Source organism: Nocardia crassostreae, from assembly GCF_001613405.1.
Taxonomy (GTDB): domain Bacteria; phylum Actinomycetota; class Actinomycetes; order Mycobacteriales; family Mycobacteriaceae; genus Nocardia; species Nocardia crassostreae.
Map to the genome: position 1 here is coordinate 58,897 of NZ_BDCH01000028.1, position 18,824 is coordinate 77,720.

Here is an 18,824-nt window from a genome sequence, read left to right on the forward strand (position 1 = left end):
GGGCTATTGCCGACCTCCGACCTCCGACCTACTCCTGCGCGCATGCCGCGGTCACCGCGTCATCGGCGGGCCATTGTTGTGGTTCGCCCATGACCTCGCGGTGCTCCACGAGAAGCGCCTGGTAGGCCGGGGCGGTACGGGGCCGGAGACGGATCCGGTCTCGATCATCGAAAACAAGCGCCGCCGAATCGAATTGGTCATGGCCATCGACGATTGGATCGTGCGCTCGGTACCCCAGCATCGGCTGGGCGCGACGCTACACACCGAAACCGTCGGGTCGGTCATCGATCGGCTGGCAGAGGCGTCGGTCCGGGCCCACCACGCGTTGATGACCCTCGACGCCAATGACGAAATGCTGCACGGGGTTTGGCATCATTTGGCTGAATTGTCCGATGCCTACGACGATCTCGTCCGCGATGTGCTCGCCGGACGACGTCGGCTGCCCGCCTGGTAGACGGTGCCGGGAGTCCCGGCGGAGCCCCAAGGGCGGGCCCCGGCGGGGCGACGGTGGTGATCTCGGCGATCAGACCAAGCTGCGTTCGGCCACGATGGCGGCCGCGGCGTGCTTACCCATGCGCACCGCGCCGTCGACGTGCTGGAACCCGTGCCCGGCCAGATCCGAGCAAGCGAAATGCATCGGCCCGATGGGGTCGCGATGGTCGCGCCCGTAGCGGGTCAGGCCGCCGAGGTCGAAGCTGACGCCATAGGCGCCGCGCGTCCATTCCTCTGCGCCCCAGTCGGATTCGTAGTAAACGTCCGGATTCCCGGCCTCGGGTCCGAGATAGCGGACCAGACAATCCACTGCGGCCTGCTTGCGCTGCGCCGCGTCCATGGCGAAGAACGCGTCGGCCTGCTCGTGCGCGATGAAACCGACCAGCGCGCCGTTGTCCGCGCCGTGGTTGGTGTTGTCGTACACCTCCGACACCATGTCGGTATCGCTGAAACCGGTTCCCGACAAACCCTTTTCCCGCCAGAACGGCGTCGGGTACACCGCGTGCACCTTGACCACGAACCCGAAGGACATGTGCTGATACATCTGGTGCCTGCGCCGCGGCAGCGGCGGATCGAAACTGATGCAGGAGTACAGATTCGGCGGCACCGCCAGGATCACCCGGGCCGCGTGCACCTCCAGCCCGCCGTCAGCGTACACGGTGACGCCGCTCTCGGACCACTCCACCCGCCGCACCGGCGAGTTCAGGTGCAGATCATCGCCGATGACCGCGGCCAGCCGCTGCGACACCTGCTGCATACCGCCCACGACCCGCTTGTCGAGCATGAAGCTGTCGGTGGCCAGCGCGGTATAGGAACCCTGCGCCGCCGCCATCTGCAGCGCCTGCAGCGTCGAGAAGGTGTGCGCTGGCTTGGTCAGCATGGCCCCGGACACGAAGAACGCCACGGTCTCCCGCGCGTACTCGTTATCGGACTGCCGCTCCAGCCACAGGCTGAACGGGATCGAATCCAGCTCCGCGGCAAGCGGATGCGCCCACGGCTGCTCGGCCCCGACCTCGGCGGCCAGTTCGTCGAGCAGTGCGATGGGCCGATCGATCTCGGCGGCGGTCTCCGGCGCGGCCGGGAACACGTCACCGGTGAACTGCTGCCGGGTCCCGTCGGCGGCCAGGTACACCGACTCGCCCTCGCGATACCGGCTGAAGGTCTCCAGTCCGAGCTCGGCGACCAGCTCCAGCGCCGCGGTGTGATGCGGCGACAGCCACTGCCCGCCGATCTCGATCATCGCGCCGTCGATGTCCCCGGTCCAGGTGCGTCCGCCCACCCGGTCCCGCGCCTCCAGCACGGTCACGGACAGACCCGATTTACGCAATTCCACGGCGGCGGTCAGACCGGAGGGCCCGGCTCCGACGACCACGACGTCACGAGTGATGACAGGCACGAGAGCTCCTTGCTGAACATCGAAGTTCGGATAACCCGAAGATTGCTGATTCCAGTATGTGCGCAGGTGAGGGCTCTCGCCCGCGCCGGAACGGTGAAGTAGCCGATGACTCATTCGACAGATCGGCGTGCGGGCGTGGGCAGTGGCTCACCCGATACCGCGCGCGGCAGGGTGCGGCCGCGGAAGTACTCCGGATCCTGCCAGCGGGCAATGAGCATGAGCACCGCGCCCAGCGCCAGAATGCCGAAGCCCAGGTAGAACACCAGGCCGATGCCGAAGATGGACGCACCGCTGCCGACCTCGGGCTTCACGCTCTCCCCGACCGAGATGCCGAAGATGATGAGCAGCATGGCGCCGCCCAGCAGCGGGAACGCCAGCTTGAAGAGGAAATCGCGGGCCGAGGCGAACCACCGCTTGCGGAAGTACCAGACGCAGGCGAAGGCGGTGATGCCGTAGTACCAGCAGATCATGATGCCCATGGCGGCAATGGTGTCCATGAGGACGTTCTCCGACAGCAGCGCGGTAATGGCGTAGAAGGCGCCCGCCACGACCGCGGCCACGGCGGTCGCGAAACGCGGCACCTGATAGGTCGGATGCACCGCGGCGAACCGCTCGGGCAACGCCCGGTAGGCGCTCATGGCCAGCATGGCGCGCGCGGCGGGCAGGAAGGTGGCCTGCAGGCTGGCGACGGCCGAGGCCAGCACGGCGGTGTAGAGCAGCAGTTCCCCGGCGCCGCCGAGCACGGGTTCGGCCAGTGCGCCGAAGACATTGCCCGAGTTATCCGGATTCCCGAGCCCCACACCGGTTTCCCCGGTCCCGGCGTACCACATGAGCGCCACGGCCAGCAGCAGATAGGTGCCCAGCACGGTCAGAATGGACAGCAGTCCGGCCCGGCCCGGTGTGCGCTTGGGATCCTTGCACTCCTCGCCCAGGGTGAGCGCGGTGTCCCAGCCCCAGAACAGGAACACCGAGCCGACCAGGCCGATGGCGAACGCGCCCAGGGTGATTCCGGTGAACGGGTTGAACCAGTCGATATCGAAGCTCAGCCCGGACGGGGCGTCGCCGGAGAGGGCGTGGAACAGCGCCACGCCCGCGAACAGCAGCAGCACGGTCAGCTGGAAGCCGACCAGGATCTTCTGCGCGCGTTCGCTGGAGGTGATGCCGCGGCTCGCGGCCCAACCGGCTGCTGCCAGAAATGCCAGAGTTGTCGCGATATTCACGAGCTTATTGCCGCCGAGATCGGCAATGGTTGTCGAATTCGTCAGCCTGCCCAAGATCAAATACAGGAATTCCGCACCCACGGCCGAGATATTGGCGAGCACGATGATCACCGCGATCACCGAACCCCAACCGGCCATCCAACCCACATACGGTCCCAGCGCCCGCGCCGACCATGTGAACGACGCCCCGCAATCCGGAGTTTCGGCATTGAATTCGCGATAGGCGTATGCGGCCAGGAACATCGGGATGAATCCGGCAATCAGCAATGCCGGCATCTTCAGGCCGACCGCTGCCACGATCAAACCCAGACTGGCGGTGGTCGTATAGGCCGGTGCGATGGATGCGATGCTGAGCACCGCACCCGCAAAAGTACCGACCTTATTGGTCGCCAATCCTTTGCCGCCAGGAGCGGAAAGATCGTCCCCCGTTTGTTTTTGCACGAGCATGAAAGCTCCTCGAGCAGGGGTCTGGTGCCGGTGAAGGCTGGTGGGAGGCTCGCACCGGCACCGCGCCGCGGTGGTGAAACCGACCCGGATGGTCGGGTGGGCACGGATTCCGGCGCAGGGGCCGGCGTGCCGCGAGAATGACGTCAGCGCGTGAACGCGACGTATTTGGTGTCGAGGTACTCTCCGATCCCCTCGGATCCGCCCTCGCTGCCCAGACCCGACTGCTTGACCCCGCCGAACGGGGCCGCCGGATCGGAGATGACGCCGCGATTCACGCCGACCATGCCGGCGTGCAGGGCATCGCTCACCCGCAGGGCCCGATCCAGGTCCCGGGTGAAGAAGTAAGCGGCCAAACCGTATTCGGTGTCATTGGCCGCGGCCACCACCTCGTCCTCGGTATCGAAACCGTAGACGGCGGCGACGGGTCCGAAGATCTCCTCGGAATGCATCCGCGTGGTCCGCGGGACCTCGTCGAGCACGGTGGGCTGGAAGAAGAAACCCGGACCGTCGATGGCCTTGCCGCCGGTGCGCACGACCGCGCCTGCGGCGACCGCATCATCAGCCAGCGCAACGATATTCGCGCGCTGCTTCGCATTGATGATGGGGCCCAGATCGACATCCGGCCGATAGCCGGGACCCACGCGCAGGGCGGCGAGTTTCTCGGCGAGCCGGTCGGCGAATTCCGCGCGGATGGAGTTGTGCACGTAGATGCGGTTGGCCGCCGTGCACGCCTCGCCGCCATTGCGCATCTTCGCCAGCATGACCCCGGCGAGGGCGGCATCCAGATCGGCGTCCTCGAAGACGATGAAGGGGGCATTGCCGCCGAGCTCCATCGAGGTGCGAAGAACATTGTCCGCGGCCTGCTTCAGCAAGATCTTGCCGACGCGGGTGAACCCCGTGAAGGTCACCTTGCGCAGCCGCGGATCCGCCATGAGCGGGGCGGTGACCGAGGCGGCATCGCTCGCGGGAACGACCGACAGCATGCCGTCGGGCAGACCGGCCTCCTTGAAGATGGCGGCCAGCGCCAGCATGGTCAGCGGGGTGTCCTCGGCGGGCTTCACGACGACCGTGCATCCCGCGGCCAGCGCGGGCCCGATCTTGCGAGTTCCCATGGCCAGCGGGAAGTTCCACGGCGTGATGGCCAGCACCGGGCCGACCGGCTCGTGCTTGACCAGGATGCGCCCGGTACCGGCGGGGGAGTCGGCGTAGCGCCCGCCGATGCGGACCGCCTCCTCGCTGAACCAGCGCAGGAACTCACCGCCGTAGGCCACCTCACCGCGCGCCTTGGCGACGGCCTTGCCCATTTCGAGGGACATGAGCAGCGCGAGCTCTTCGGTGCGCTCGGTGAGAATCTCCCAGGCGCGCCGCAGGATGACCGCGCGCTGGCGGGGAGCGGTTGCGGCCCAGTCCTTTTGGGCTCGGCAGGCGGAGTCCAGGGCGCGCCGGGCGTCGTCCGCGCTCGCGTCCGCGACTTCCGCCAGAATGTCACCGGTCGCCGGATCGATGACGGGGAACGTCCGCCCGCCGCTCGCGGGGACAGCGACGCCGTCGATCCACACGCCGGTGGGGACCAGGTCGCGAATGCCGTTGAACTCGGTCATGCGGCGAACTCCTCGATCGCGGCGCACAGGACGGTCAGCGCCTCGTCCAGCAGGTCCTCGCCGATCACCAGTGGCGGCAGCAGGCGGATGACATTGCCGAAGGTGCCGCAGGTGAGGGTGATGACGCCCTGCTCCAGACAGCGGGCCGCGACCTTGGCGGTGAGCGCGGCGTCCGGTTCGGTGGTGCCGGGCCGCACGAACTCGATGGCCAGCATGGCGCCGCGGCCGCGGATATCGCCGATGGCCGGAACCTGCTGCGCCAGTTCGCCGAAGCGGGCGAGGGCGATCTCGCCGATGCGGCGGGCGCGGGCGGGCAGATCGTAGTCGCGCATGACCTCGATGGCGGCCAGGGCGGCGGCGCAGGCGACGGGGTTACCGCCGTAGGTGCCGCCCAGGCCGCCCGCGTGCACGGCGTCCATGAGCTCGGCGCGACCGGTAATGGCCGACAGCGGCATACCGCCCGCAATGCCCTTGGCCATGGTGATGATGTCGGGCACGACGCCCTCGTGGTCACAGGCGAACCAGTCGCCGGTGCGGGAGAACCCGGTCTGCACCTCATCGGCGATGAACACCACGCCGTTGGCGCGCGCCCATTCCGCCAGCGCGGGCAGGAATCCCGTTGCGGGGACGATGAATCCGCCCTCGCCCTGGATCGGCTCGATAATGATCGCCGCCACCGAGCTCGCGCCGATCTGCTTCTCGATACGCAGGATCGCCTCGGCCGCGGCCGCCTTGCCGTCCAGGCCGCCGTCCCGGAACGGGTACGACATCGGCATCCGGTAGACCTCCGGCGCGAAGGGGCCGAAATTCGTCTTGTACGGCATGGCTTTCGCGGTCAGCGCCATGGTCAGGTTGGTGCGGCCGTGATAGGCGTGATCGAAGGCGACCACCGCGGTGCGGCCGGTGGCCAGGCGCGCCACCTTGATCGCGTTCTCCACCGCCTCGGCGCCGGAATTGAAGAGCACACTGCGTTTTTCGTGATCGCCGGGAGTAAGCGCCGCCAGCTCCTCGCACACCTTCACGTACGCCTCGTAGGGCGTGACCACGAAGCAGGTGTGCGTGAAGTGCTGGGCCTGATCGGTGACCGCCGCAACCACTTTCGGATGCGAGGCGCCGACATTGGTGACCGCGATACCGGCCGCGAGATCGATGAGCGAGTTACCGTCCACATCCACGATGACGCCGCCATCGGCATCGGCGGCGTACACCGGAGCGGTGGAGCCGACGCCCGCGGCGACAGCGGCCTTGCGCCGGGCGGTGAGCTCCTGCGAGCGCGGGCCGGGCAGAACCGTAGTGAGCGCCCGCTTTTGCGGGAGCCGGTAGCTGATCTCGGTCATCGGATTCTTTCTGCGGAAGGGAATCGGTAAGCGTCACACCGTCATCCCGGCCGGGACCGGGCCGGGATCCACGCGACGGTCAGTCGTGCGCGCTCATGACATGCTTGATGCGGGTGTAGTCCTCGACGCCGTAGGCGGACAGGTCCTTGCCGTACCCGGAGCGCTTGAAGCCGCCGTGCGGCATCTCGGCGACCAGCGGGATGTGCGCGTTCACCCATACCGCACCGAAGTCCAGTGCGGCCGAAACACGCTGCACCACACCGTGATCACGGGCCCAGATGCTGGAGGCCAGGCCGTAGACCACATCGTTGGCGAGCGTCACGGCCTCGGCCTCGTCGGCGAAGGTCTGCACGGTGATGACCGGCGCGAAGATCTCCTCCTGCACGATCGGATCATCCTGGCGCACACCGGTGATGATGGTGGGTGCGAAGTAGAAGCCGGTCTCGCCGACCCGCTCGCCGCCGGTGCGAATGGTGGCGCGCGCGGGCAGCGCGGCGATCTTGCCGGTGACGGTCTCGAAGTGCCGGATGTTATTGAGCGGGCCGTAGGCGGCCTCCTCGTCATCGGGCCTACCGGGGCGCGCCGATTCGGCCTTCTTTACCAGGGCCGCCACCAGCTCGTCGTGCGCCGACTCGTGCACCAGCACGCGGGTGGCGGCGGTGCAGTCCTGACCGGCATTGAAGAACGCGGCATCGCCGATGCGATCGGCGGCGGTATCGATATCGGCGTCACCGAACACCACCACGGGGGCATTGCCGCCCAATTCGAGGTGGGCGCGCTTGACCTGCTTGGCCGCCGCACTCGCCACCTCGATGCCCGCGCGCACCGAACCGGTGATCGACACCATGCTCAGGCCGGGATGAGCCACCAGCGTGGCGCCGGTCGAGGCGGTGCCCAGCACCACATTGAGCACGCCGTCGGGGAGGATGCCCTTCGACAGCTCGGCCAGCACCAGGGTGCTGCCCGGCGTCGTGTCACTCGGCTTGAGCACCACGGTATTACCGGTCGCCAGTGCCGGGCCGATCTTCCAGATGGCCATCATGAGCGGGTAGTTCCAGGGCGTCACCTGGCCGATCACGCCCACCGGCTCGCGCCGCACGTAGGAGGTGAAGCCGCTCATGTACTCACCGGCCGACTTGCCCTCGAGCATGCGCGCGGCCCCGGCGAAGAAACGCAGGTGATCCGCGCCGGTGGCGACCTCCTCGGAGGCGATGAGGTGCTTGGGCTGGCCGGTGTCGCGGGCCTGCGCCTCGACGAGGGCCTCGGAGTTGGCCTCGAGGGCGTCGGCCAGCTTCAGCAGGGCGGCCTGGCGCTGGCCGGGGGTGGCGGCCTTCCACTCGGGGAAAGCGCGGGCGGCGGCGGCGACCGCGGCATCGATATCGGCCTGACCGGAGACGGGGCTGACGCCGGTCACGCTCTCGTCCACGGGGCTGATCAGCTCGAACGACTCCGCTCCGGTAGCGGCTACGAACCGGCCGTCTATGTAATTGCGAAGCATCTCGGTCATATCTGCCCGTTCTCGTGCGATGTGGTGCTGTTCTCGGATGCCGGCGACTTTGCCTGGTTGCCAGTCAGTGTGCTGCGCGACACACCCCCGAGTCACCTGCCGCACTGGAGTGCGGCCAGAATCAGGTTTCGACGATCTGTCCTGATAACCAACGGAGTGCTGTGAACGCGGGAATTCCGGTCCGCTGGGTGCTGTCCCAACCCGAACTGGGACTGGCGCTGAAGGGCGGGAGCGCGGGGCTCGGTCGCGACATCACCCTCGTTCTCACCTCGGAACTCACCGAACCGCAGCACTGGCTCTCCGGCGGCGAACTGGTCCTCACCACGGGTATGGGTTTGCCGCTCAGTCGCGCGGACCGCGAGCGCTATCTCGCCGACCTCGACGCGGTGGGCGTATCGGCGGTCGGATTCGGCATCGGGCTCTCGCACGAGACCATTCCGGCCGACCTCGTCGAGGCCGCCGACCGGCTCGGACTCCCGCTGTTCGAGGTTCCGCTGCCGACACCGTTCGGGGCCATCACCAAGAAGGTCATGCAGCGGCTGGCCGAACAGGAATACGAGAAGGTGCTGCGCGCCTCCCGCGCCCAACCCCGCATGACCCGCGCCGCCATCCAGGGTGTTCGGGCGGTCATCAAGGAACTCTCCGCCGCGCTCTCCGCGACCGTCATAGTCATCGGGTCAGACGGCGCGGTCGCCGACGCCCATCCCCGCCGCGTCCCGGACGAGGTCATCGCCCGCATCACCGAATTCCTCGGCACCCGCGGCGACGGCGCGGGCAGCGGCGTCATTCACACGGCCTCGGGCGAATCCATTGCCGTACAAGCGATCACCGCGGGGCAGACCGTGCACGGACACCTCGCCGTGGTCACCCCGACCGCGCTCTCCGCCGTCGACCAGGTACTCCTCGGCCACGCCAGCTCCCTGCTGGCCCTCGACTTCGAGAAACCCGCCCGCCTGCGAATCGCCCAGAACCGCTTGAACACCCAGGCCCTCTCGATGCTGCTCGAGGAGTCCACCGACCTCGACAGCGTCTGGCAGCACCTGACCCCGGCCGCCGACCGCTCCGGTCGAGTCCGCGCTCTCGTCCTGCGCTGCGATTCCGCCGACAACCTCACCGGTGCGGTCACCGTCGTCGACGACAACCTTGGCGCACTCGACCGCCAGCTCTTCGTCCACCAGGCCGGTGATCACGCCGCCATCCTCTTGCTCGGCGCCGACACCGCCGACTTCGCCGAACGCCTCCTGTCACACCTGCCCCCCTCGGTCCGCGCGACGCTCCGCGCAGGTCTCAGCGCCCCACATCCCTTGCGCCGCTTCGCCGCCGCCATCGACCACGCGGAACTGGCCGCTTCCGCCGCCCTCCCGGGCGCGACCCCCCTGGAACCCGCCGCTCTGGCAGGCCACGCCCTACTGACCTTCCCGGAGGCCCGGCGAGTCCTCTCCGCGGTCTCCGAAGCCATGCTCCAACCCCTCGTCGACTACGACGACCGGCACGGCACCGACCTCGTCGCCTCCCTCCGCGCATACCTCGAAGCGCACGGCCAATGGGAAGCCGCCGCAACAGCTCTCGGCATTCACCGCCACACCCTGCGGAGCCGTATCTCCAAGATCGAATCGGTGCTCGGGTGCCAGCTCGACACCGCCCGAGTGCGGGCCGAGCTGCTACTGGCGGTCATCGCGCATCGGTGATGCGGTGGCGGCGGTGGCCAGGTCTGCGTTCACTACGCACAGGTGGGGGATGTCTGCCCTGTCGGCGCGGTGTAGGCGGTTGACCAGTTCTATCAGGCGGATTGCCGCGGGGGTTGTGCTCCAGGCTGTCGACAAGTCTCGGGCCGAGTCGGTGGGGGTGGCGTTGGAGAGGACCGAGGCTGTCAATGTGTGCCAGCGGGAATGCAGTTCGTCGGTGAGTACTGCGGCTGCCAGGGTTTCCCAGTGGTCGGTGGTGCGGGTTTCGGCGAAAGTGTCGGAGAGCCAATTCAATCCGATCAGGTCGCCTAGTTCGCGGTAGGTCTGGGCTACCAGGGGGATGGGGAGGGTGGTTCGGTGGGCGGTGGCGCTCAGGGGGAGGGCTTGGGACAGGAGGCGGAGGTTGGCGGCGTCTCGGGTGGGATGGCCGCCCGGGCGGGGGAGGGCGGACATCAGGTCTGCGACCTGTGGTGTGTGGCGGGCGATTTCGTCGGACCAGGTGGGGGAGCGGTGGTGGGTCAGGAGCCAAGCGGTGGATTCCTCGACGGCGTGCTGGATATTGCCGAGGAGGATCATGCGGACCCGGGGGGAGACGCCGGGGAGGGCCAGGGCGTCCTGCCACCAGCGGTCGATATCGAGGATTTCGTGAACCGCGGTGCAGGCCAGCACGATTTGGGCGGTTCCCGCGCCCAGGCGTTCCTCGAGTCGGTGGATCATGCCCGGGCCGACTCGGTTGATGACCTGGTTGGCCGCTGCAACCGCGACGATTTCGCGGGCCACGGGGTGGTCGCGGAGCGCCTCGGGGCCGAGTAGGTCTCGGATCGAATCGGGGAAGTAGTCGGCCAGGGTGCAGGCGACGATTGGGTCGTCGAGAGCGTCGGAGGCCAGGAGTTCGTCGCGGACCAGGTTCTTGGACATGGCCAGGAGGACGGCGATCTCGGGACGGGTGAGGCCCGTTCCGGCGCGGCGGCGAGTGGCCAGTTCTGCTGGGGTGGGTAGGAACTCGGTGGCCCGATCGAGGCCGGTGGCCTGTTCGAGGTTCTCGATCAGGCGGCCGTGGCGGTCGATGAGGAAGGGGGCGTGTGCTTCGGCCAGGCTGATGGCGAGGGCCTGTTTGTCGCAGTCGGCGAGGACCGCGGCGACGACCGCGTCGGCATTGGCCGCCAGCAGGCGATCTCGGTCGGCGGGTGTCAGGGCGCCTGCTGTCACGGCGGCGGAGAGGGCGATCTTGAGGTTGACCTCGCGGTCGGAGATGGCGACGCCTGCGGCATTGTCGATGAAGTCGGCATTGACGCGGCCGCCGGAGACGGCGAATTCGATACGGGCGCGCTGGGTGAGGCCGAGGTTGCCGCCTTCGCCGATTACGCGGCAGCGCAATTCGTCCGCGGTGATGCGGACGTCGTCATTGGCGGGGTCGGCTACTTCGGCATCCGGTTCGGTGCTGGCGCGGACGTAGGTGCCGATGCCACCGTTGAAGAGGAGGTCGACTTCCGCACGCAGGATCGCTCGAATCAGTTCGGGGGCAGGGAGTTCCGTGGCGGTAATGCCCAGCCGGTCGCGGACCTGCTTCGAGAGGGGAACCGATTTGGCGGTGCGGGAGAAGACGCCGCCGCCCTCGGAGATGAGGTCGGGGTCGTAGTCGGTCCAGCTGCTGCGGTCCAGGTCGGCCAGGCGGCGGCGTTCGGAAAAGGATTGGCGGGGATCGGGATTCGGGTCGAGAAAGATGTGGCGGTGGTCGAAGGCGGCGACCAGCATGATGCGGTCGGTCTCGAGCATCCCATTGCCGAAGACGTCGCCGGACATATCGCCGATGCCCGCGACCGTGAACGGCTGGGTGTCGGGATCGATGCCCAATTCGGTGAGGTGCTGGCGGATGGAGCACCAGGCGCCGCGGGCGGTGATGCCGAGAGCCTTGTGGTCGTAGCCGGTGGAGCCGCCGGAGGCGAAGGCATCGCCGAGCCAGAAACCGCGGGACACGGCAATGCTGTTGGCCAGGTCCGAGAAGCGGGCGGTGCCCTTGTCGGCGGCGACCACCAGGTAGGGGTCCGCGTCGTCGTAGACGACGGTGTGCGCGGGATGAGTGAGACCGCCGTCGACGATATTGTCGGTGACGTCGAGCAGGCCGCCTATGAAGGCCGAGTACGCGCTCTCGACAGACCTCGCGTCGGCCGCGCGCCGCACCACGAAGGCGCCCTTCGCGCCGGTCGGCACGATGACGGAGTTCTTCACCGTCTGGGTTTTCATCAGGCCCAGCACCTCGGTGCGGAAGTCGTCCACGCGATCCGACCAGAGCAGGCCGCCGCGGGCAATCGCCCCGACGAGCACATGACTGCCCTCGACTTCCTTGGAGTGCACGAAGATTTCGCGGTAGGGCGTGCTCGCGGCGGTGACCGACAGGCGAGACGGGGCGATCTTGAATGCGACGACGGGCTGACCGGGCTGATACCAGTTCGTCCGCAGCACCGCCGAGCAGAAGGTGTGCAGGCCGCGCAGCAGCTGATCCTCCGGCAGCGTCGCCGCGGCCTCCAGCCTGCGCAGCACCGCCGCATCGGCGTCCGCGACCAGTCCGGCGCGGCGAATCGTGTGCTCCGGAGCGAAGCGGGCATGGAACAGCTCGACGAACGCGCGCACGAATTCCGGCTGCGCGGACAGTATCTCGGTGATCGTGGCCTCGCTCGAGCGCAGCCCAGCCTGCCGCAGATACCGGCACGCGGCCCGCACGAGTACGGCATCGCGCCACTCCAGCCGCGCCGTCCCGATCAGCCCGATGAACCCGTCGACCTCGAGCTGCCCCGACACCGCGGCCAGGAAGGCCGCCGAAATCAACTCGGCCGTCCGCTCATCGAACCGGAAAGCCTTAGGACAGAACGTGAACCGATGCACCGCATCGTCACCGTCGCCTGAAACCACTTCATGCGTGGAGACCTGCAACCCGAGCGCCGAGAAAACCTCGACCAACTCGGTCAGATGCGGCGCGACTCCCCGCCAGACGAGCCGCGCCCCCGGCAAGTCCCCGGCGACCCGGTCGAACTCGAGCCGAGGCACAACCTCGATCCGACCCTCGTCCAGCGTGGCGGCGCCAACTCCGCGGTGCATCTACTCATCTCCCTGTGGGTGACCGACCTATCGCAGTCAATCTGCCGCAAAGAGACCCACACCACACGAGCCATTCCGGCGCACCCAACCCACCCCCACACTCCTCCCTGTCCACCCTCCAGGCAGGGGCGGAGCAGGTAATGGTGCGGGCGACACGCCACGACACACCTGCACCAGTACCTGCTCTATGGCAGGTCAGCCGCGGTAGCGGCGGTGGTCGGTGGCGAAGTCGTCGGCGACCGTGGCGGCCAGTTCGACCAGGGAGCGTTTTGTTTGCTTGTGGAGGCGGGAGAGGTCGATTTCGGCGCCCTCGGACAGGTGTGCGTCGTACGGGATGATGTGGACGGCGCGGCAGCGGGACAGGAAGTAGTCGCGTAGCTGGTTGATGCCGACGTTCGCGGCGCCGGGGCGGGGCAGGTTGATCACTACGACCGCGTTGCGCACGAGATGGTCGTGACCGTGCAGGGACAGCCAGTCCAGGGTTGCGGCGGCGCTGCGCGCGCCGTCGATGGCCGAGGACGAGATCAGGACCAGTGAGTGGGCCAGATCGAGGACGCCTGCCATCGCCGAATGCATCAGGCCCGTACCGCAGTCGGTGAGGATGATGTTGTAGAACCGCTGCAGGATTCGTGCGACGGCTCGGTACTCCTCCTCGCTGAAGGCCTCGGACGCGGCCGGATCCCGTTCACTGGCAAGCACTTCGAGTCGGCTGCCGCCCTGCGAGGTATGCCGCCGGACATCCGAGTACCGCTGAATATTCGGATCCAGCAGCAGATCTCGCACCGTCGAGCGCGTCTGCAGCGGCACCCGCTGCGACAACGTGCCGAAGTCCGGATTCGCATCAACCGCGATAACCCGGTCACCGCGAATCGACGCGAAGATCGACCCCAACCCCATAGTGGTCGTCGTCTTCCCCACGCCACCCTTCAGCGACAGCACCGCAATCCGGTAATCCCCCCGCACCGGCTGCCGAATCCGAGCCACCAATTCCTGCAGCCGCCGCTCCTCGGCCGACAGCCCCGGATTGATGGCCCCACCCGAAACATGGTGCACAGCCTTCCGCCACCCCGACCCGGGCGCCTTCTTCGCCCGCCGCCACTGCACATCATCCAGCGACGGCCCCGGCTGACCCGGCCCCCCGGTCCCGTACTGCACCGGCGCAGACGTATTCCACCCCTGCTGCCCCGCACCCGGACCCTGCGGCCCGGCCCCCTGTTGCCAGGGCGCACTCGCCTGCTGCCACTGCGCCCCCGAGCCCCCATGCACAGCCGAATCCGCCTCACCGGAACCGGCATACGGCTGGGAGTATCCGGCGGAGTCCGGCTGCCCGGACCCGCCATACGATTGGCCGTGACCGGCGGAATCCGGCTGACCCGATGCGCCATAGGGCTGCCCGTACGCGGCGGAATCCTGCTGCCAAGGCGTGCCATACCCCTGGCCCGACCCTTCAAGGGGGTACTGACCCTGTTCATCGGGCCGTCCCGCACTGTTCGGCTGCCCGCCCGGGTATAGCCCGGTCGCACCAGGTCCGCCAGCAAAGGCGTTCGGCTGCCCCTGATCCGGTCCCCCGTACGGCCCCTGCTGTCCCGGCGAGTACCAATTCTCCTGTGTGGCATTCCCATACGCGTCGCCGGACTGCCCGGGCATGCCCTGTTGGGTATTCGGCTGCGCGCCAATCGGACCCGCCTGCTCGCCCGTAGGGCCCTGGCCCCGAACCGGATCGGCCGGTGGCCGAGACGGCGGCGACATCCAGCGATGGTCGTTGCCGGGAACCGGCGCCATTGGCGCGGTGCCTGGCATCTGCTGCTCCGGACCGGAGGCTGCCGGTGCGTTCGGCTGCGTGCGGCGCGGCCCGTACGGCGGTGGGGCCTGTTGCCCCGACGGGTACGGGGTCCGCTGCGGAAGCGGGCTCGGAACATCCAAAGCATGATGGCGACCGGAACCACCGATCAGCTTATCCGAATTGGGCGTCCCGGGTACACCCTGCCCCGCCCCACCACCGACCGAGGCGTCAGCCGCGGCGGAATCGGGTCCGGGCGCGAGCGTCTCTCGGGCGGCCGGTGCCGCATTGTCTGCCGGACCGGACGGCGGTGGAGGCAGCAGATCGTCGAGTCTCCGCTGCGCGGCGGAACGCGTGTCCGCGGTGGATCCTGCGGCGGCCGAATGGGATCCGCCGACCTCGCCGGGTGCAGGCGGAAGGGTGCCCCCGGACGGCGGTGTCGCCGCACTGCCGGGAGATGCGCCCGGCGGCGGCGGGGGCAGCAGGTCGTCCAGACGTCGCCGGGCGGCCGAGTTCGCGTCCGCAGTGGGTCCGTATGCCGAATCGCGTTCACGCGCATCGTCGCCCGATGCGGTCGGCGCAGGGGGCAGCGGCATCCGCGTCGTCATCTCCGTGGCATCGGAGAACTCTGCCGCCTCGGGCAGCGATTGCGATTCTGGAGCCTGCGGCAGCGGGGCCTGCCCCGCACTCTGCGGAGAGACCGGCGGTCGCGCCGAATCCTGCTCGCCCGGTGCGGGGAGCGGGGGGCGTGCCGAAACCGCGTCGCCGGGAGCGGGTGGCAGTGGCGGCTGTGCCGCAGCCGAATTCGGCGAAGGCGGGAGCGGCGGTCGCGCCGAACTTGCCGCGTTCGGCGATTCGGGCAGCGGTGGACGGCCCGAACTTTGCGGCGATTCGGGCAGCGGCGGGCGCGTCGAGCTTTGCGGTGATTCGGGGAGTGGGGGTCGGGCCGCGCTCTCCTGGTTGGGGGCCGGGGGGATAGGCGGTTGAGTCGGGGCTTGCGACTGCGACGATGGGGGCACAGGTGACTGGCCCGGGAACTGGCCGCGATCGGGTTGGGGCCGTGGGGGTTCCGGTACGGGCGGCGTGGTGAAGCGCGGGTCGGCGGACTGCTGCTGGGCAGAGTGCGACTCGGTGGTGCGGCCTGCGGCGTAGGGGGGTGCCAACGGATCCGGGAGTGGCGGGCGCTCTCCCCGGGGGCCCGGCGGCGTGGCGAAGCGCGGGTCCGACGTTGGGGGCGTGGCGAATTCGGACCCCGAGCCCTGGATCGGCGGGGTCGCGAAATCCGGGCCCGGGGTTGGCGGCGACGTGAAGTTCGGTCCCTGACCAGGCTGCACCGTGGAGTTCGAGCCGGGGGCGGGCGGAGTGGAGTTCGGGCCGGGTGGGGTCGCGAAGTTGGGCCCAGGGGTGGGAGGCGTGGTGAAGTCCGGGCGCGGCGGGGTGGTGAACTGCTGCCCGGGGGCGGCGGGCGCGGACTGCTGGCCGGGGGTAGAGGGTATGGACTGCTGGCCCGGCGCAGAGGGTGCGGGCTGCTGGCCGGGCGGTGGGGTGATGGGCTGGGGGCCGGTGGAAGGTGGTGTGGGGTGGCCCCAGTGCGGCTGGTCGGGGTCGGGGTGGGGTGTGCGACGGCCGGATTCGGGAGTGGTGGGGGCCGGGGGTTCGGGGGGTGTCCTTGCGGGGTTTGCGGCGGCCGAAGAGGCGGCGGGAGGACTTTTCCTCGGGGATGAGGTCGTCTTGGGGGAGGTTTTCGACGGGTGGGGCGTTGTAGCCGGAGTCGTCGACCTCGCCTTCGGACAGCCAGGGTGGAAGCATGGGGAGGCCGTCGTTGGTGCGGCTCACAATTACCCCCGGGTGCTGGACCGATCTTGCAAGGACAAGCACGTAGTTTAGCGATCGAGCGCAAACCGGTGGGGGCGAGCGCCGAGACAGGGCGTGGCCTGGCCCACGTCGTCGCGGCCTTATTTGGCCGGATCAGGGGAAACGGGTAAGCTTGGTCGGCGGTGCACCTACTCGCAGGCTGTGGCATGTCCTCATGAGAGAACGCGTCACAGTTCGTGTCTGAGGAGTATGGCACCGGGTCGACGCAAGTGCACGACGAATCGCGGCGGCCGAACCCAGCCGTAACAGAGCATGAACCAACCAGGTTCAGCCTAAACCGGATGCGCGGAGGATATGGCGAAGAAGGAAGGGGCCATCGAGGTCGAGGGCCGAGTAATCGAGCCGTTGCCCAATGCGATGTTCCGGATCGAGCTGGAGAACGGCCACAAGGTTCTCGCTCACATCAGCGGCAAGATGCGGCAGCACTACATCCGCATCCTGCCCGAAGACCGGGTCGTCGTGGAGCTTTCGCCCTACGACCTGACCCGCGGTCGCATCGTCTACCGCTACAAGTGATCCCCCATCAGGGAGATTGAAGACTTCCGGGGCGCGAGCCCCGGGTTCCCCGGTCGATCAGACCGGGGAAAAACTGTGTTCACGGCCAGTGAACACCAATCAGATTGGATCTGACGTGAAGGTTCAGCCGTCCGTCAAGCCGATCTGCGAGAAGTGCAAGGTGATCCGCCGCCACGGCCGGGTCATGGTGATCTGCGAGAACCTGCGCCACAAGCAGCGTCAGGGCTGAGTCCGGCTCCGGCCGAACTCGTTCGCTCCACCAGCCAAGCACCGAACGCGGTTCGTATTGGCAGAAGAAGAACTCCCAGCGCCAGTCGCCGTTGATGAGTCCGCGAGGACGGACGGCGACCTACCCCCGGTACGGAGGCCGGGGCCCCACACGAGGGGACGGACAGGGAGCAGACCTCCGAAACAAGTAAGGAACCCGCCAACATGGCACGTCTGATGGGCGTCGACCTCCCGCGCGAAAAGCGCATGGAGATCGCGCTGACCTACATCTTCGGCATCGGCCGTACCCGCGCCAAGGAGATCCTGGAAGTGACGGGCGTCAGCCCCGACCTGCGTTCCAAGGACCTCAGCGACGATGACGTGACCAAGCTCCGCGACTACATCGAGTCGCAGGACTTCAAGGTCGAGGGTGACCTGCGCCGCGAGGTGCAGGCCGACATCCGTCGCAAGATCGAGATCGGCTGCTACCAGGGTCTGCGCCACCGTCGTGGCCTGCCCGTGCGTGGCCAGCGGACCAAGACCAACGCCCGCACGCGCAAGGGTCCGAAGAAGACCGTCGCCGGCAAGAAGAAGTAGGGATAGCGCATGCCTCCGAAGAGCCGGGCCTCGGGCCCGAAGAAGACTCAGAAGTCGCGTCGCCGGGACAAGAAGAACGTCCCCCACGGCCACGCGCACATCAAGAGCACGTTCAACAACACCATCGTGTCGATCACCGACCCGGCGGGCAACGTCATCTCCTGGGCGTCGTCGGGCCACGTCGGTTTCAAGGGCTCGCGTAAGTCGACCCCGTTCGCCGCGCAGCTCGCCGCCGAGAACGCCGCCCGCAAGGCGGCCGAGCACGGCGTCAAGAAGGTCGACGTGTTCGTCAAAGGCCCGGGTTCGGGCCGCGAGACCGCGATCCGTTCGCTCCAGGCCGCGGGCCTGGAGGTCGGCACGATCTCCGATGTCACCCCGCAGCCGCACAACGGCTGCCGTCCGCCCAAGCGGCGTCGCGTCTAAGCGGGAAGGAAAGGTAAGAGAAAATGGCTCGTTACACCGGCCCCATCACCCGCAAGTCGCGTCGTCTGCGTGTCGACCTCGTTGGAGGCGACCAGGCGTTCGAGCGTCGTCCTTACCCGCCGGGCCAGCACGGCCGCGCGCGGATCAAGGAGTCCGAGTACCTGATGCAGTTGCAGGAGAAGCAGAAGGCTCGCTTCTCCTACGGCGTCATGGAGAAGCAGTTCCGTCGCTACTACGAAGAGGCCAACCGCCTCAAGGGTAAGACCGGCGACAACCTGCTCCGCCTGCTCGAGAGCCGTCTGGACAACGTCGTGTACCGCGCCGGTCTGGCTCGGACCCGTCGTCAGGCGCGTCAGCTCGTGTCGCACGGCCACTTCATCGTCAACGGCGTGAAGGTCGACGTCCCCAGCTACCAGGTTTCTCAGTACGACATCATCGATGTTAAGGAGAAGTCGCTGCCGACGCTGCCGTTCCAGGTCGCTCGCGAGACCATCGGTGACCGTCCGGTTCCGGGTTGGCTCCAGGTCGTTCCCGGCCGCCTTCGCATTCTGGTGCACCAGCTCCCCGAGCGTGCGCAGATCGATGTTCCGCTGCAGGAACAGCTGATCGTCGAGTTCTACTCGAAGTAATAGGTGCGCGTAAGCG

13 protein-coding genes and 1 pseudogene are annotated in these 18,824 nt (G+C 68.1%); 7 read left to right on the forward strand and 7 right to left on the reverse strand.

What is annotated here, in order from left to right:
• Positions 1-100 precede the first annotated feature (100 nt).
• On the forward strand, positions 101-454 hold the full coding sequence (locus NC4_RS27130; RefSeq protein WP_245721954.1) for a DUF4254 domain-containing protein: 354 nt from the start codon (positions 101-103) through the stop codon (positions 452-454).
• A gap of 69 nt (positions 455-523) precedes the next feature.
• Here NC4_RS27130 and NC4_RS27135 read toward each other — a convergent pair whose 3' ends face one another.
• From NC4_RS27135 to NC4_RS27155, 5 genes are all read right to left on the reverse strand, one after another.
• On the reverse strand, positions 524-1,888 hold the full coding sequence (locus NC4_RS27135) for a flavin monoamine oxidase family protein (protein ID WP_067543848.1): 1,365 nt from the start codon (positions 1,886-1,888) through the stop codon (positions 524-526).
• A gap of 110 nt (positions 1,889-1,998) precedes the next feature.
• Positions 1,999-3,555 carry an APC family permease gene (locus NC4_RS27140; protein ID WP_067543850.1) on the reverse strand — a complete coding sequence of 519 codons (1,557 nt, stop codon included), beginning with the start codon at positions 3,553-3,555 and terminating at the stop codon, positions 1,999-2,001.
• A 143-nt stretch (positions 3,556-3,698) separates the two neighbouring features.
• On the reverse strand, positions 3,699-5,156 hold the full coding sequence (locus tag NC4_RS27145; RefSeq protein WP_067543852.1) for an NAD-dependent succinate-semialdehyde dehydrogenase: 1,458 nt from the start codon (positions 5,154-5,156) through the stop codon (positions 3,699-3,701).
• Positions 5,153-6,493: a 4-aminobutyrate--2-oxoglutarate transaminase gene (gene gabT, locus NC4_RS27150; RefSeq protein WP_067543854.1), complete on the reverse strand. Its 1,341-nt coding sequence runs from the start codon at positions 6,491-6,493 to the stop codon at positions 5,153-5,155. The genes NC4_RS27145 and gabT overlap by 4 nt, the downstream gene beginning before the upstream one ends.
• A gap of 79 nt (positions 6,494-6,572) precedes the next feature.
• Positions 6,573-8,000 carry an aminobutyraldehyde dehydrogenase gene (locus NC4_RS27155; RefSeq protein ID WP_067543856.1) on the reverse strand — a complete coding sequence of 476 codons (1,428 nt, stop codon included), beginning with the start codon at positions 7,998-8,000 and terminating at the stop codon, positions 6,573-6,575.
• A 161-nt stretch (positions 8,001-8,161) separates the two neighbouring features.
• Between NC4_RS27155 and NC4_RS27160 the strand changes: the two genes are divergently transcribed.
• Positions 8,162-9,688: a PucR family transcriptional regulator gene (locus NC4_RS27160; RefSeq protein WP_157555251.1), complete on the forward strand. Its 1,527-nt coding sequence runs from the start codon at positions 8,162-8,164 to the stop codon at positions 9,686-9,688.
• On the opposite strand, the gene NC4_RS27165 is transcribed toward NC4_RS27160, so the two are convergent.
• Both NC4_RS27165 and NC4_RS27170 read right to left on the reverse strand, forming a co-directional pair.
• Complete coding sequence (locus NC4_RS27165; RefSeq protein WP_067543858.1) at positions 9,662-12,781, reverse strand: NAD-glutamate dehydrogenase domain-containing protein; 3,120 nt, start codon at positions 12,779-12,781, stop codon at positions 9,662-9,664. The two genes, NC4_RS27160 and NC4_RS27165, sit on opposite strands and share 27 nt — an antisense overlap.
• 195 nt (positions 12,782-12,976) lie before the next feature.
• Positions 12,977-14,089, reverse strand: a pseudogene (locus NC4_RS27170) (MinD/ParA family ATP-binding protein); the annotation flags it as partial.
• A 2,641-nt stretch (positions 14,090-16,730) separates the two neighbouring features.
• Between NC4_RS27170 and infA the strand changes: the two are divergent.
• The 5 genes from infA (at position 16,731) to rpsD (ending at position 18,808) form a co-directional block, all read left to right on the forward strand.
• Complete coding sequence (gene infA, locus NC4_RS27180; RefSeq protein ID WP_040804562.1) at positions 16,731-16,952, forward strand: translation initiation factor IF-1; 222 nt, start codon at positions 16,731-16,733, stop codon at positions 16,950-16,952.
• Positions 16,953-17,067: 115 nt separating this feature from the next.
• Positions 17,068-17,181 carry a 50S ribosomal protein L36 gene (gene rpmJ / locus NC4_RS27185; RefSeq protein WP_033085975.1) on the forward strand — a complete coding sequence of 38 codons (114 nt, stop codon included), beginning with the start codon at positions 17,068-17,070 and terminating at the stop codon, positions 17,179-17,181.
• A gap of 203 nt (positions 17,182-17,384) precedes the next feature.
• Complete coding sequence (gene rpsM / locus NC4_RS27190; protein ID WP_067543864.1) at positions 17,385-17,756, forward strand: 30S ribosomal protein S13; 372 nt, start codon at positions 17,385-17,387, stop codon at positions 17,754-17,756.
• 9 nt (positions 17,757-17,765) lie between these two features.
• Positions 17,766-18,179 (forward strand): 30S ribosomal protein S11, encoded by a 414-nt coding sequence (rpsK, locus tag NC4_RS27195; protein WP_067543866.1) that lies wholly within the window; start codon positions 17,766-17,768, stop codon positions 18,177-18,179.
• Positions 18,180-18,202: 23 nt separating this feature from the next.
• Positions 18,203-18,808, forward strand: a complete 606-nt coding sequence (rpsD, locus tag NC4_RS27200) for a 30S ribosomal protein S4 (RefSeq protein WP_067543867.1) — start codon at positions 18,203-18,205, stop codon at positions 18,806-18,808.
• Positions 18,809-18,824 lie beyond the last annotated feature (16 nt).

Coding starts and splice junctions, on each gene's coding strand:
- NC4_RS27140 (WP_067543850.1), bottom strand. CDS start 3,555: ATGCTCGTGCAAAAACAAACGGGGGACGATCTTTCCGCTCCTGGCGGC.
- gabT (WP_067543854.1), bottom strand. CDS start 6,493: ATGACCGAGATCAGCTACCGGCTCCCGCAAAAGCGGGCGCTCACTACG.
- NC4_RS27165 (WP_067543858.1), bottom strand. CDS start 12,781: ATGCACCGCGGAGTTGGCGCCGCCACGCTGGACGAGGGTCGGATCGAG.
- rpsM (WP_067543864.1), top strand. CDS start 17,385: ATGGCACGTCTGATGGGCGTCGACCTCCCGCGCGAAAAGCGCATGGAG.
- NC4_RS27155 (WP_067543856.1), bottom strand. CDS start 8,000: ATGACCGAGATGCTTCGCAATTACATAGACGGCCGGTTCGTAGCCGCT.
- rpsK (WP_067543866.1), top strand. CDS start 17,766: ATGCCTCCGAAGAGCCGGGCCTCGGGCCCGAAGAAGACTCAGAAGTCG.
- rpsD (WP_067543867.1), top strand. CDS start 18,203: ATGGCTCGTTACACCGGCCCCATCACCCGCAAGTCGCGTCGTCTGCGT.
- infA (WP_040804562.1), top strand. CDS start 16,731: ATGGCGAAGAAGGAAGGGGCCATCGAGGTCGAGGGCCGAGTAATCGAG.
- NC4_RS27145 (WP_067543852.1), bottom strand. CDS start 5,156: ATGACCGAGTTCAACGGCATTCGCGACCTGGTCCCCACCGGCGTGTGG.